This is a genomic window from Streptomyces sp. CA-181903, assembly GCF_050937075.1.
Taxonomy (GTDB): Bacteria; Actinomycetota; Actinomycetes; order Streptomycetales; family Streptomycetaceae; genus Streptomyces.
The window spans coordinates 5,075,395-5,089,011 of record NZ_JBNJLY010000001.1; the positions used below are offsets into that span (position 1 = coordinate 5,075,395).

The 13,617-nt window shown below is 73.4% G+C and carries 10 protein-coding genes and 3 pseudogenes; 5 read left to right on the top strand and 8 right to left on the bottom strand.

What is annotated here, in order from left to right; translation table 11 throughout:
- Positions 1-176: 176 nt before the first annotated feature.
- From ACQEVS_RS22770 to ACQEVS_RS22780, 3 genes and pseudogenes are all read right to left on the bottom strand, one after another.
- Positions 177-1,264: pseudogene (locus ACQEVS_RS22770) on the bottom strand (sensor histidine kinase).
- Positions 1,265-1,481: 217 nt separating this feature from the next.
- Positions 1,482-2,219 carry a response regulator transcription factor gene (locus ACQEVS_RS22775; protein WP_433023172.1) on the bottom strand — a complete coding sequence of 246 codons (738 nt, stop codon included), beginning with the start codon at positions 2,217-2,219 and terminating at the stop codon, positions 1,482-1,484.
- Positions 2,220-2,309: 90 nt separating this feature from the next.
- Positions 2,310-3,050 (bottom strand): spermidine synthase, encoded by a 741-nt coding sequence (locus tag ACQEVS_RS22780; protein WP_433023174.1) that lies wholly within the window; start codon positions 3,048-3,050, stop codon positions 2,310-2,312.
- A gap of 211 nt (positions 3,051-3,261) precedes the next feature.
- On the opposite strand from ACQEVS_RS22780, the pseudogene ACQEVS_RS22785 reads away from it, so the two are divergent.
- A pseudogene (locus ACQEVS_RS22785) lies at positions 3,262-3,894 on the top strand (rhomboid-like protein); the annotation flags it as partial.
- Between the two features lie 468 nt (positions 3,895-4,362).
- Here ACQEVS_RS22785 and ACQEVS_RS22790 read toward each other — a convergent pair.
- Both ACQEVS_RS22790 and ACQEVS_RS22795 read right to left on the bottom strand, forming a co-directional pair.
- Entirely contained in the window at positions 4,363-4,977 is a 615-nt protein-coding gene (locus ACQEVS_RS22790; RefSeq protein WP_433023176.1) for a maleylpyruvate isomerase N-terminal domain-containing protein, read from the bottom strand.
- Entirely contained in the window at positions 4,974-5,849 is an 876-nt protein-coding gene (locus ACQEVS_RS22795; protein WP_433023178.1) for an NAD(P)-dependent oxidoreductase, read from the bottom strand. Before ACQEVS_RS22795 ends, ACQEVS_RS22790 begins: the two co-directional genes overlap by 4 nt.
- Positions 5,850-6,026: 177 nt before the next feature.
- Here ACQEVS_RS22795 and ACQEVS_RS22800 point away from each other — a divergent pair, with 177 nt between their 5' ends.
- From ACQEVS_RS22800 to ACQEVS_RS22810, 3 genes are all read left to right on the top strand, one after another.
- The gene (locus ACQEVS_RS22800) at positions 6,027-7,061 is read left to right on the top strand and encodes a helix-turn-helix domain-containing protein (RefSeq protein ID WP_433023180.1); all 1,035 of its coding nucleotides are present in this window, start codon (positions 6,027-6,029) and stop codon (positions 7,059-7,061) included.
- 126 nt (positions 7,062-7,187) lie between these two features.
- Positions 7,188-9,614, top strand: a complete 2,427-nt coding sequence (gene lon / locus ACQEVS_RS22805) for an endopeptidase La (RefSeq protein WP_433023182.1) — start codon at positions 7,188-7,190, stop codon at positions 9,612-9,614.
- A gap of 74 nt (positions 9,615-9,688) precedes the next feature.
- Positions 9,689-10,549: an MBL fold metallo-hydrolase gene (locus ACQEVS_RS22810; RefSeq protein WP_433023184.1), complete on the top strand. Its 861-nt coding sequence runs from the start codon at positions 9,689-9,691 to the stop codon at positions 10,547-10,549.
- A 36-nt stretch (positions 10,550-10,585) separates the two neighbouring features.
- Here the strand turns inward: ACQEVS_RS22810 and ACQEVS_RS22815 are convergent, their stop codons facing one another.
- Positions 10,586-10,852 carry a hypothetical protein gene (locus ACQEVS_RS22815; RefSeq protein WP_433023186.1) on the bottom strand — a complete coding sequence of 89 codons (267 nt, stop codon included), beginning with the start codon at positions 10,850-10,852 and terminating at the stop codon, positions 10,586-10,588.
- Entirely contained in the window at positions 10,845-11,204 is a 360-nt protein-coding gene (locus ACQEVS_RS22820; RefSeq protein WP_433023188.1) for a hypothetical protein, read from the bottom strand. Before ACQEVS_RS22820 ends, ACQEVS_RS22815 begins: the two co-directional genes overlap by 8 nt.
- A gap of 217 nt (positions 11,205-11,421) precedes the next feature.
- On the opposite strand from ACQEVS_RS22820, the pseudogene ACQEVS_RS22825 reads away from it, so the two are divergent.
- Positions 11,422-11,838, top strand: a pseudogene (locus ACQEVS_RS22825) (Uma2 family endonuclease); the annotation flags it as partial.
- Between the two features lie 104 nt (positions 11,839-11,942).
- Here ACQEVS_RS22825 and ACQEVS_RS22830 read toward each other — a convergent pair.
- Positions 11,943-12,779, bottom strand: a complete 837-nt coding sequence (locus ACQEVS_RS22830; RefSeq protein WP_433023190.1) for a class I SAM-dependent methyltransferase — start codon at positions 12,777-12,779, stop codon at positions 11,943-11,945.
- Positions 12,780-13,617: the final 838 nt, after the last annotated feature.

Consider the following 13,617-nt stretch of genomic DNA (forward strand, 5'->3'; position numbering starts at 1 on the left):
CGGGGCCAGTCGTCGCGCAAGTCACACTCGCTCCCGTGTTTCAGGGCATGACTTGGCGGGAAACACCCGAGGTTTCGCACTCCCCGGCTGCCTCCGACCCCTCCGTGGGTACGCGGAATGGTGCCCCACATCCGTATGAACGTGTGCTTCCGCCTTCGACCCTACGTCAACTCGGATCACGAGGCTCGTCCTGGAAGAGTGACCCGGATCCGGCAGCCCCGGGGGATTCGGCCACGCCGATGCTGCCGCCGTGCAGGTCGACCGCCCAGCGGGCGATGGCGAGCCCCAGCCCCGTCCCCCCGTCGCTGCCCGGCCCGTGCTGCCCGGAGCCGCCCCGGTTGAACCGCTCGAAGACCCGGTGCCGCTCGGCCGGCGGGATGCCCGGGCCCTCGTCCAGCACCTCCAGGTCCAGCGACTGCGGCCCCTCGCCGCGCCGCGCCCGGACCGTCACCCTGCCGTGCGGGGGGCTGTGCCGGACGGCGTTCTCCACCAGGTTGGCGACCACCTGGTGCAGCCGCTCCGCGTCCGCGTGGGCGGTCAGGTCGGGCGGCGAGACGTCCAGGTGCAGGTGGACGTCCTTGCGGGCGGCCCGGGGCGCGGTGCCGGTGCCGCAGGCGATGCTGGTCTCCTTCAGCACCTGCGCCAGGTACGGCCAGACCTCGAAGCCGCGCGCGTGCAGCGGCACGACACCGTTGTCGAGCCGGGACAGATCGAGTAACTGCTCCACCAGCCGCCCCAGCCGTTCGGTCTGCTGGAGGGCAGCCCGCATGGTCTCCGGATCGGCGGCCGAGACGCCGTCCACCACGTTCTCCAGCACTGCCCGCAGTCCGGCGATCGGGGTGCGCAGCTCGTGCGAGACGTTGGCGACCAGCTCCTTGCGGTGGGTGTCCACCGCCTCCAGGTCGGCCGCCATCCGGTTGAAGGCGTGCGCCAGGTCGCCGAACTCGTCCCGCCGCCCGTCCCGCACCCGCCGGGTGTAGTCACCCTGCGCCATCGCCCGGGTGACCTCGGTCATCTCGTCCAGCGGCGCGGTCAGGCCGTGCGCCACGAACTGGGTGATCAGCAGCGAGGCGATGATCGAGAAGACGGTGATGACGCGGAGACCGGTCGCCGACCGGAACGCGACGAACACCAGGAACGTCGTGATCACCACGGAGCCGACCACCAGCCAGCCGAGCGCGGCCTTGACCGACCGGTAGGGATCCAGCGGGCGCAGCGCCTCCCAGGCGCGGCTCAGCAGGCCCGGCCGCGGACAGCCGGTCATCTCGCGTCCGCGTCCCTCGCGCCCGGGGCCGTGAGGCGTCCGCTCGGGGCCGTGACGCGTCCGCCCGGGGCCGTGAGGCGCCCGCCCTCGGCAGAGACGCGTCCGCCCGCGGCCATGACGTGCCCATCCGCGGACACGCGGCGGCCACCCGTGGATATGCGGCGGCCACCCGTGGACACGCTGCGGCCGCCCGCGGTCATGCCGCGTCTGCCCGTGGTCATGCCGCCGGGGTCTCCAGGGCGTACCCCACACCGTGCACCGTCCGGATCCGCTCCGCGCCGATCTTGCGCCGCAGCGCCTTGATGTGGCTGTCGACGGTCCGGGTGCCCGAGGCGTCCGCCCAGTCCCACACCTCGGCCAGCAACTGCTCCCGGGAGAGGACGGCGCGCGGGGTGTTCGCCAGGCAGACCAGCAGGTCGAACTCGGTCGGCGTCAGGTGGACGTCCCCGCCGCGCACCCGCACCCGGCGCTGCGCGTGGTCGATCTCCAGCTCGCCCAGCCGCAGGATCCCGCTGCGCGGGGTGTGCGCGGCCAGCGTCGCCCGCTCCACCCGGCGCAGCAGGACGTGCACCCGCGCCGCCAGCTCGCGCATGGAGAACGGCTTGGTCATGTAGTCGTCCGCGCCGACGCCCAGGCCGACCAGCATGTCGGTCTCGTCGTCGCGCGCGGTGAGCATCAGCACCGGCACCGGGCGGCGGGCCTGGACGCGCCGGCACACCTCCAGGCCGTCGTAGCCCGGCAGCATCACGTCCAGCACCAGCAGGTCCGGCTGCCACGCCTCGGTGGTGTCCACGGCCGCGGGTCCGTCGCCCGCGATCCGCACCTGGAACCCCTCGGCCCGCAGCCGTGCCGCGATGGCGTCGGCGATGGTCCGGTCGTCCTCGACGATCAGTACCCGCCGCTGCGCCCCGGCGGAGGCTGCGGCGCCGCTCGGGCCCGTGTGTGTCTGCTCCATGTGCCCCGCCCCTAGCCGTCGTCCCCAGCGTCTTCCGGTGCCGGTCCTCCCACTGTGGCAAGCAGGGTACGGGCAGGTGGCGGGGGACGGCTACGCGGCGAGGACGGCGAGGTGGACGACGTCGGGGACGCCTCGGGCAACGATGATCTCTTCGGTGGTTACCCCGGCGAACCCGGCATTCCGGAGGGCTTCCTCGAACCGTTCGGACGGCTGTGCGGACCACACCGCGAGCACCCCGCCGGGGCGCAGCCGGGCACGGCAGGCGGCGAGGCCGGTGGGGGAGTAGAGGCCCTTGTTGTCATCGGTGACGGTCCAGTCGGGGCCGTTGTCGATGTCGAGGCAGATCGCGTCGTAGTCGGGGGCGGGGACCGGGGCGTCCAGGTACGCGAGGAGGTCCGCCTCGACGATCCGTACGCGCGGATCGGCGAGCGCCGCGCCGGAGACGGCGGACAGCGGGCCCGCGCGGTGCCAGTCGACCACCGCCCGCTCCCGCTCCACCACTGTGATCCGGCCCCAGCGCGGCTCCGCCGCGGCGTGCGCCAGCGAGAAGCCCACGCCCAGGCCGCCGATCAGCACCGCCGGCTCCGGCCGCCCGGCCGGCAGCGCCTTCAGCGCGGCCTCCACCAGCAGCCGCTCGGAGCGGCCGTCCGAAGTGTCCATCAGGAAGCAGCCGTTCGCGATGATCTCGTACACCGGCGGCGCCCCCTCCGCCGCGCCGCGCCGCCGCAGGACGACCTCGCCGTAGGGGCCGTCGCGGCGGTCGAGGGTGGTCGCTGTGGTGGCTGTGGTCAGTGGGGCCGCGGGATCGTTCGGGACATACGGGACGGGCACGGGAGACCTCCGGAGACCGTTGATGTTCGACGGACGCATCCGAAGGTTAAGAGGTTGACAGGCGTGGCCTTGTTCACGGACCGAAGACGGGTCCGGCGGACGCCGGGGCCCGTACTGTTCTACTGCGGCCCGCCGCCGGGCGGGCCGTCCGGAGCGTCCCGGGAAGGCCCGGGCACGCCCCGGGCACGACGACGGAAGGGAGCCCGGCCGAGTGACCGCCGCTGATCCCGCCGAGGCGAGCGCCCCCGCGCCGGCCGACGGCCCCGCCGCCGGACGGCGGCCGGCGCGCCCGCTCAGAGCCCGGTTCCACGGGCTGCGGCAGCTGGTCCCCACCCCCCGGGCCACGCCCTTCACCTTCTGCTACGGCCTCGTCCTGCTCGGCACCGCGGTCTACGCCGAGCTCGGCGACGAGTCGACCGTCAACCGGCTGCTCCGCGACTCCAGCACCGACGCGGCCCACCTGGCCGACCGGCCGCTGGTCGTCCTGTTCGCCAGCGCCCTGTGGGTCGCCGGCGGGCTCTGGTCCTTCTTCGGCTGGGCGTTCGCGCCGGTGCTCGGCGCGCTGGAACGGCGGGTGGGCGGGCTGCGCACGGCCGGCGTCTTCCTACTGGGCCATGTGCTGGCGACCCTGGCGACCGAGCTGCCGGTGGCCGGCGCGGTCGCCGCGGGCCGGCTCCCGGCCGACTCGCTGCACCGGCTCGACTACGGCATCAGCTTCGGCCTGATGGCCTGCCTCGGCGCGCTGGCGACCCTCCAGCGCCCGCCCTGGAAGTGGGGGCTGCTGGGCGCCGCTTCCCTGATGTGCGCCCAGGACCTGGTCGAACTCGCGGATCCGCTGGCCAGTTGGGGACATCCGATCGCCCTGCTGGCCGGTGCCGCCTGTGAGCTGCTGCTGCGCGGCGACGTCCGCGACGCGGCACCGGCCGCGGGGGCTCCCCTCCGACCCGCACCGGCTGTCGCCGTGGCTCCGGCCGGTACCACTGTCCCGGTCGTCGCCGGTACGGGCGGCCTGGTGGGCCTTTCGACGGGCGCGGGTGTCCCGACGGGCACGGGTGTCCTGACCGTCGCAGAGGTTCCGGCGGGCGCGGGTGCCCCGACCGTCGCGGATGTCCCGACCGGCACGGGCTTCCCGACCGCCGCAGGTGCCCCGACCGGCACCGGTGTCCTATCCGGCGCGGGCCCAGCGGACGGTACGGGCTCAGGTGGTACGCGCGCCTCCTCCGGTGCGGGCTCGGCGGACGGTACACGCGCCCCGTCCCGCACGAACTCAGCGGACGCATCGGACGGTACACGCGCCCCGTCCGGCACGAACTCAGCGGACGCCGCCGTCCCAGCTCCACTCGGCGACGTGCTCCTCCCCGGGCCGCGCGATCCGTCCGGTGGCGCGGAGCAGGGCCCGGCCGGGCTCGTCCTCGTGCGGGACGCCGGGGAACAGCCGGGCGAGGGCGGGGCCGGCGAGCTCGTCCGGCGGGGTCCAGTCGACGCCCAGGCCGGCGGCGATGTCGTGGGTGTGGACGACGGTCTCCACCACGCCCATGGCGGCGAAGCCGGGCCCGTCGGAGTGGCCCCAGGGGTGCCAGGCCCGGTCCTCGGGCGCGGCGGCGCGGACGGCGGCGGTGAGGAACGACGCCGCGACGCGGATGCCCTCCAGGCGGGCTGAGACCGGGGCCCGCGGGTCGAGCGAGGCGAACAGCGTGATGTAGCGGTCCCGCGGCCTGGCGGTGAGCAGCCCCGCGTACCCGGTGACGCCCAGGGCCAGGTGGTCCAGCGTCGCGTGGCAGGACCACTCCGGCCGTCCGGCCCGCCGAGACCAGTCCGCGTCCGGGGCCAGGCCGTCGAGGAAGGCGGTGGTCCGCCCGGCGGCCTCGGTGACCAGGGCGGCCCAGTCGGGGGCGGCGGCCGTGCCCGTCGTCGTCACAGGGCTCACGCGCGTCCCTCCGCCCGGACCAGCTCGACCAGCCGGCCCCAGCTGTCGCCGCCGTGACCGGCGTCGACGCCCCGCTTGACCAGGCCCTGGAACAGCTCGGGCAGACCGGAGGCCACCCCGCGCGCCTCGCTGGTGTGCACGAGGTGCTCGATGGCCGCGAGGTGCACGTCGAGCGTGGCGTCGTCGCCCGGGTAGCCGCGGGCGTCGGCCTGCGGGGCGTACGTGTTCATGAAGAACTCGACGGCCCGCATCCAGCGGCCGGCGACCGCGGTGAAGGCGGCGGCCTCGCCCTCGCCGTCCGTCCCGACGAGCGCCACGCCGTGCGCCCAGCCGGCGAGCGTGGACCACATCAGGCCGAGCAGCGCGGTGTCGTAGAGGGAGGCCAGGGTGACGTCGGTGCCCAGGTCCACCGGGTCGCCGAGGGCGGCGAGTGTCGTGCGGTGCTCGGTGAGGGCCTCCGGGGAGCCGCTGTAGAGGAACATGAAGTCGGGGTTGCCGACACCGGGCGGCGTCGTCATGATCGCGCCGTCGAGGTAGCGGAAGCCGTGCTCACCGGCCCGGCGGGCCGCCTCGGCGGCCTGCTCCGGGGTGCCGGAGGTGAGGTTGACGACGGTCCGTCCGGCCAGGTCGCCGGCCAGCGGGTCCAGGACCTCGTGGACGGTGTCGTAGGTGGCCAGGCAGACGACCACCAGCGGGCTCGCCGCCACGGCCGCGGCGGCGTCCGGCGCCTCGGCGGCGCCCTTCTCCACCAGGGCGGCGGCCTTGCCGGCCGTGCGGTTCCAGACGGTCGTGCGGTGGCCGGCCGCCAGGAACGCACCGGCCAGCGCGGTGCCCATCGAGCCCAGACCGAGGACGGTCACCTTCGTGCTCATGGAAAAGTCACCCGTTTCATACGGAAGTGCTGGAATGCGAAAAGGATTTGGGAGGGAATCGAGAGGGACGTGAAAGGGCGTGCTCTCGTCTGGCCCCTACGTTTCCAGCACCCGCGCGGCCCCGACAGTGGCAGGACTGACCGCATCCGCAAAATTCCTGCCAGTAGGCTCCCCGGCATGAGCGCTGGTTCCGTGGCCGTGGCAGTGATCGACGACGACATCCCGTACTGGGACCTTTACGAGCTGGGGGTGGTCTGCACCGTCTTCGGCATCCCGCATCCGGACCTCGCCGACCCCTGGTACGACCTGCGCCTCTGCGCCGCCGGTCCGTCCCCGGAGCAGCCGCCGCCCGGCCCGCTCGGCTTCACCCTGCGCACTCCCTACGGGCTGGAGGGGCTGGACGGCGCCGACACCGTGATCATCCCGTCCGTCCCCGAGGCGTGCGTCGACGGGGAGCGCGAGCTGCCGGACGAACTCCTCCGCGCGCTCCGGCGCGCCGCCGACCGAGGCGCGCGCATGGTCTCCCTGTGCGCCGGAGCCTTCGCCCTGGCCGCCGCCGGAATCCTCGACGGCCGCCGGGCGACCGCCCACTGGATGCACACCGAGGCCCTGGCCCGCCGCCACCCGGAGGTGGAGGTGGACGACTCGGTGCTCTACGTGGACGACGGTTCGGTCCTCACCAGCGCCGGCGTCACGGCCGGCCTCGACCTGTGCCTCCACCTCGTCCGCCGTGACCTGGGCGCGCACGTCGCCAACCAGCTCGCCCGGCGGCTCGTCGTCCCGGCTCACCGCCCCGGCGGGCAGGCCCAGTTCGTCGAGGTCTCCGTCCCCGAGACGGGCGACGACGGTCTGGCCCCCGTCCTCCAGTGGGCCACCGAACGGCTCGACCAGCCCCTCACCGTCGACGACCTGGCCTCCCGCGCCGGCATGAGCCCCCGCACCTTCTTCCGCCGCCTCCAGGCCGCCACCGGCACCACCCCCCTCCAGTGGCTCCTCTCCCAGCGCCTGTCCCGTGCCCAGTCCCTCCTGAAGTCCACCGCCCTCCCCGTGGAACGCGTCGGCGAACTCAGCGGCCTGGGCACGGCCGCCAACCTGCGCCGCCACTTCACCCTGCACTTCGGCATCACCCCCACGGACTACCGCCGCGCCTTCCCGGGCCACGGCGGCCGAACGGCCCGCCCGGGCCGGACCGCGCGGCGGGTGGGGCACTGAGGGGGGGGCGGGCGCTCCGGGGCCAAGTCCCGCCTGATCGCTCACGGCGAACACGCCGTCGGGAACATCTCCCCGCGCAAGGACATTGAGTCCACATAGCTCAACTTGCCTGCCGAAGGGGAGATCATGGCTGCTGAGGCCGCTGACAGCAACGCCGTCACGACGCTGACCCTGCCCGTGCTGCCGCTCGACGACGAGGTGGTCCTGCCGGGAATGGTGGTCCCGTTGGACCTGACCGACTCCGAGGTGCGCGCGGCCGTCGAGGCGGCGCAGGCCGCGGCGCAGGGGAGCGGCAAGCCGCGCGTGCTGCTCGTCCCACGGGTGGACGGCACCTACGCCGGCACCGGCACCCTGGGCACGGTGGAGCAGGTCGGCCGGCTCTCCGACGGGGATCCGGGCGCGCTCATCCGCGGTGTCCGCCGGGTGCGGATCGGGGCCGGGACGACCGGGCCCGGTGCCGCGCTCTGGGTGGAGGGCACGGTCGTCGAGGAGACCGCCCCCGACCCGCTGCCGGGGGCCGTCACCGAGCTGATGAAGGAGTACAAGGCGCTCGCCACCAGCTGGCTCCGCAAGCGTGGCGCCTGGCAGGTCGTCGACCGCGTCCAGCAGATCGACGACGTCGCCCAGCTCGCCGACAACTCCGGCTACTCGCCCTTCCTCACCGTCGCCCAGCGCGTCGAGCTGCTGGAGACCGCCGACCCGGTCGCGCGGCTGAAGCTCGCCGTGAAGCGGCTCGGCGACCACCTCGCCGAGCAGGACGTCGCCGAGTCCATCGCCAAGGACGTCCAGGAGGGCGTCGACAAGCAGCAGCGCGAGTTCCTGCTCCGCCGCCAGCTGGAGGCCGTCCGCAAGGAGCTGGCCGAGCTCAACGGGGACGCGGGCGGGGAGTCCGACGACTACCGCGCCCGGGTGGAGGCCGCCGACCTGCCGGAGAAGGTCCGCGAGGCGGCCCTGAAGGAGGTCGACAAGCTGGAACGGGCCTCCGACCAGAGCCCCGAGAGCGGCTGGATCCGCACCTGGCTCGACACCGTCCTGGAGATGCCCTGGACGAAGCACACGGAGGACGCCTACGACATCCCGGGCGCCCGGGCCGTGCTCGACGCGGACCACGCGGGCCTGGACGACGTCAAGGAGCGGATCACCGAGTACCTGGCGGTGCGCAAGCGGCGCGCCGACCGGGGGCTGGGCGTGGTCGGCGGGCGGCGCGGGGGCGCGGTGCTCGCGCTCGTCGGCCCGCCCGGTGTCGGGAAGACGTCGCTCGGCGAGAGTGTCGCCAAGGCCATGGGGCGCGAGTTCGTCCGGGTGGCGCTCGGCGGCGTGCGCGACGAGGCGGAGATCCGCGGCCACCGGCGCACGTACGTCGGCGCGCTCCCCGGCCGCATCGTGCGCGCCGTCAAGGAGGCCGGCTCGATGAACCCGGTCGTCCTCCTCGACGAGATCGACAAGGTCGGCTCCGACTTCCGCGGCGACCCCGCCGCGGCCCTCCTGGAGGTCCTCGACCCCGCGCAGAACCACACCTTCCGCGACCACTACCTGGAGGTCGAACTCGACCTCTCCGACGTGGTCTTCCTCGCCACCGCCAACGTCCTGGAGGCCATCCCGCAGCCCCTGCTCGACCGGATGGAGCTCGTCCGCCTCGACGGCTACACCGAGGACGAGAAGGTCGTCATCGCCCGCGACCACCTGCTGCCCCGGCAGCTGGAGCGGGCCGGGCTGGAGCCCGGCGAGGTCACGGTGGACGACGCGGCGCTGCGCCGGCTCGCCGGCGAGTACACCCGCGAGGCGGGCGTCCGCACGCTGGAGCGGTACCTGGCGAGGCTGCTCCGCAAGGTCGCGGCCCAGCACGAACTCGGCGAGCGCGAACTGCCGTTCACGATCGGCGCCGACGAGCTGCGGCCGCTGATCGGCCGCCCGCACCACACCCCCGAGTCCGCCCAGGACCCGGCCGAGCGGCGCACGTCCGTCCCGGGCGTGGCCACCGGCCTGGCCGTCACCGGCGCGGGCGGCGACGTCCTCTTCGTCGAGGCGTCCCTCGCCGACCCGGAGACGGGCGCCGCCGGCCTGACCCTCACCGGCCAGCTCGGCGACGTCATGAAGGAGTCCGCCCAGATCGCCCTCTCCTTCCTCCGCTCGCACGGCGCGGAACTGGAGCTTCCGGTCGGCGACTTCAAGGAGCGCGGCGTCCACCTGCACGTCCCGGCCGGTGCCGTTCCCAAGGACGGCCCCAGCGCGGGCATCACCATGACGACGGCCCTGGCCTCCCTGCTCTCCGGCCGCCGGGTCCGCCCGGACGTCGCGATGACCGGCGAGGTCTCGCTGACCGGGCGCGTCCTGCCGATCGGCGGCGTCAAGCAGAAGCTGCTGGCGGCGCACCGGGCGGGCGTCACCACCGTCGTCATCCCCAAGCGCAACGAGCCCGACCTCGACGACGTCCCGGCCGAGGTCCTGGAGAAGCTGGAGGTCCACGCGGTGTCGGACGTCCGGCAGGTGCTGGAGCTGGCCCTGGAGCCGGCGGCGGCGGTCGTCGGGGGAGGAGTGCCCGTGGCCGCCTGAAGCGGCCGGAGTGACCTCCTGACGGGCCGTCGGAACGCGGGAATGCCGCGCTCCGACGGCCCGTTGTTCGCACCATGACGAACACTCGCACGCGTCTGAACAGCCCCGCCGGCCTCCGCTCCCTCCACCTCGGCGACACCAAGGTGACCTACGTGCCCGACGGCGTCGTCCAGCTGTCACCGCGAGGCTGGCTCCCGGCCACCGCGGACGAGGTGTGGGACGCCCACCCCGAATACCTCGACGCCGAGGGCTACCTGGTGGCCGGCGTGGGCGGCCTGCTGGTGGAGCACGGCGACCGCGCCCTGCTGATCGACGCCGGCTTCGGCCCGGTCACACTGCCGGCCGCGCCCGGCACCCCCGTCGGGAGGATCGAGAGCGGCGCCCTCCTCGACCACCTCACCGCCCTCGGCCGTCCGCCCGCCGCCCTGGAAGCGGTCGCGATCACGCACTTCCACCGCGACCACATCGGCTGGTCCGCCCAGTTGACCGCGGCGGGCGTGACCCACCTGGTCCCGGAGCCGGAGTGGGCGGAGCGGCACCTCGCCGTGGAGCACGGCGTGCCGGAGGAGACCCTCGCCGCCATAGCGACCGACGTGCGCACGGTCGCCGACGGCGAGGAGATCTTCCCGGGCGTCCGGGCCCTGTTCACCCCCGGCCACACGGTCGGCCACGCCGCCTACGTCATCACCGGCGGCGGCCGCGGCCTGATCGCCTTCGGCGACGCGCTGCACACCCCGCTCCAGGTCGCCCACCCCGAATGGTCCGCCGTCGTCGACCACGACCAGCGGCAGTCCGCCGCCTTCCGCCACGACCTCGTCGCCCGCCTCACCGAACCCGACACCCTCGGCTTCGGCATCCACTTCGCCGACGTCCCCTTCGGCCGCGTCCGCCGGACGGAGGACGGCGGGGTGGCGTGGGAGGCGGTGGACGAGTGAGGTGACCGAGCCACGCTGGGCCCGAGATGGCCGCTGTCAGGCCAAAAACGTTACTTGGCGGATGTAGACCCGCTGGTGACGCGGGACGACTTGGTAGACGAACATGCCGTATCCCCGGATGATCTCCTGCTCCATTCGAGGCGACGAGCCCTCGTACTTGGTCCCGTCCAGGTAGAGGGCTGCCGCCGCACGGACGAGCTCGTCAGCCCTCTCCTCGATCTTCGCGACAAAGGCGAGATGGTCAACACCGCCGATGACGTGTTCAGGGGAGGGGTCGTATTCCCAACCCCAGACGTCACTCATCGGTCACTGCGGATCGGGCCTCGTCGTGGAGGGCCAGGCAAGTGTCCATGGCGTCTCGCCACCGCGGATCGTCGCGGTCGAGGGAGTTGGCCGCGTCCAGCGCCGCCTGGTAGCGGGCTGCCAAGGAAGGTCGCCGCTCGATTTCGATCTCGGTGGCCCACTTGATCTGGAAGAACCGGATCGGCTGAAACGAGCCGTCCTGCGTGGCAGCGGTGAAGGCCATGTCACGGTCCGCTTGGAACTCGGCCAGACGGGACGGCGCTACCCGGGCGAGTGCCGCTCTCAAGGCCGGGAAGGTCATGTCCGGTCGAGGAATGAGTTCGGACGGCTGTTCGTCGTGCGCCGTGGTCATGGCTCCTCCGTCTATCCGAGCGTACTGAGAACGGTAGCGCCTTCGCGGTGCTGGGCGGGCGGCCATGCGAGAGGGTGCAGTCCCGAAAGACGAGTGACGCGTCGGCCGGCCGCAGTGTTGTACCCCACGGCCGCCCGCGCCGCGCGGCGGCGGGGGAGAGGAGCACACGGTGACCGACGGGTTGAGTCTGGACACGCTGTTCGCATGGCTTGAACGCATGCCCGTGCCCGAGGGCTGGAAGGTGGAGGTCGTCGAGGGAGCGGTCTGTTTCCGGCCGCAACGGGACAACCACTGGGACCTCACCGCCAACGTCGTCGAGCAGCTCCGCGTGAGGTACCCGCGCCGCCGGCTGTTGTCGGACGTCCGCATCGACTTCCCCGGCCACCTGAACGGTTTCGCCGCCGATGTCGTTCTCCTCAAGGAAGGTGCGGAGAAGAACGCCAAGGGTCGTTGGAAGCATCAGGACGTCGCCTTCGTCGCCGAGGTCATCTCGAAGGACACCGCACGCAACGACTACGGGCCCAAGAAGGACGCCTACGCGGCCGCCGGAGTCCCGGTCCTCCTGATCGTCGACCCGTACACGGGACTCTGCCACGTCTACACGGACCCCGAGGGCGGGACGTACCGCCTGGAGCCCGCCGTGAAGTTCGGCGATCCGGTCGACCTCGCGGGCACGGTCGTCGGACTCGTGCTGGACCGCGGAGTTCGCCCACGAGTGACCGGTGCGGCCCGGCCGCCTCAGCTCCGTGTCCGGGCCAGGAACAGCACCGACTGCGTCGTCAGGCCGACGCGTCCGCCGTGGGCGTCGACGGTTCGGGCGACTTCCGCGAGCAGGCGGCGGCGGGTGTCCTCCGGCTGGACGCGGTAGAAGGACAGGGACGTCAGCAGGGCCGTCATGCCGGTGGCGGAGCGTTCGTGCGTCGTGGAGTAGAGGCGGTGGCCGAGGTCGGTGAAGCCGGGGTCCGCGCGGAGTTCCGCGGCCACCCAGGAGCGTTCGTCGCGGATGGACTCGCCGGGTTGCTCGTCGAGGATCGAGTGCGGGGGGCGTTCGGGGAGGAAGTGGTCGTGGACGGCGACGAGTTCCTGCCGCAGGGGCTTGTCGGTGATGTACCAGTCGTTCCAGAAGAGGGCGAGCGCGCCGCCGGGGCGGAGTACGGAACGGGCGCGTGACCAGCGCACTTCCGGGTCGACCCAGTGCCACGCCTGGGCGGAGAAGAGGAGGTCGAAGCGGCGGCCGGCCGCGTCCCAGGTCTCGAACTCGCCCGGGTGCACGGTGATTCCGGGGCGGTCGGCGCGGTGCCGGGCCAGGATGGCGGCCATGCGCGGGTCCGGCTCGATCGCCGTCACCGAGACGCCGAGCGCGGCGAACGCCAGCGTCGCCTTTCCGGTGCCCGCGCCGACCTCCAGCGCCTCGACGTCCCCGTCCGTGCCCGGCCGCGCGAACTCCAGAATGTCCGCGCACAGTTGCCCGGGGTAGCCGGGCCGGGCGGCGTCGTACTCCTCGGCGGCCTCGCCGAAGACCGCCCGACGGGCGCGGTCCGGCTCGCCGGGCCGGTCGTTGTCGCTGCGCGTCATGGCGGCACTCTACGGGGCGGTCGCTAAGGGCGGTGTCAGATCAGTCGCCCGCCGCCTGTCCCGGCGCGCGGTGCACTCCTGAGCATCGCCGTGCCGCCCCGCGTGCCGACGCGGCGCGGGGCCGGCACGGCGGCCCAGACCCGGAGGGTGGCTCTCAGCGGCCTCAGAGAGCGGGGTCAGCCCGCCAAGTGCGGTAAATGACCTCGCGATAGCGCAGGTGGTCGGGGTGCCGGGTCACATGCCGGAGTGACCAACTGTGGGGCACGGTGAAATCCTCCACGCGCTCGGACGCGGCCCCGCAGGTGGCGCAACGCATCGAGAAAGTGACCGCTGATTCGGCCTCGTACTCGGGCCGGATCGTCGGACCACGTGCCCCGGCAAGGCTGTTCACTCGCCACCCCTCTCGGCCGGGAGCGCGGAGGTTGCTGGAGACCCCGGCCTTTGGACGCCCGCGACGAATGCGCTGGTGACGCGACGGGGCGCCGAAACCCTTTCACGACAGATGCACCGCGACGGGCTGCGGGGGACGATGTCGATGCCGTGTGCGGAAACCCGGACGAAGGGCGCGGTCGGGTCCTCTGTCGGCGGGATCTCGGTCCAGGCCGCTCCGGCAGTCGGGACGCGCACTTCCTGCGGCGGGCGATGGCCGTCTCCGGCGGCGCTGAGGGCCGGGCACAGCTTTTCCCATGCCCGGGAAAGCCAATGGGGGATAGCGTTGAACACGTCGACGCTCCTTCGCAGCGTGGACCGTGCCCCGGGGCGCTGGCAGGCGCCGCCGGGGTGTTATGTGCTGCGACCGTAATACCGGAACATGGAGCGGTGTAGAGCAGCGGGGAGC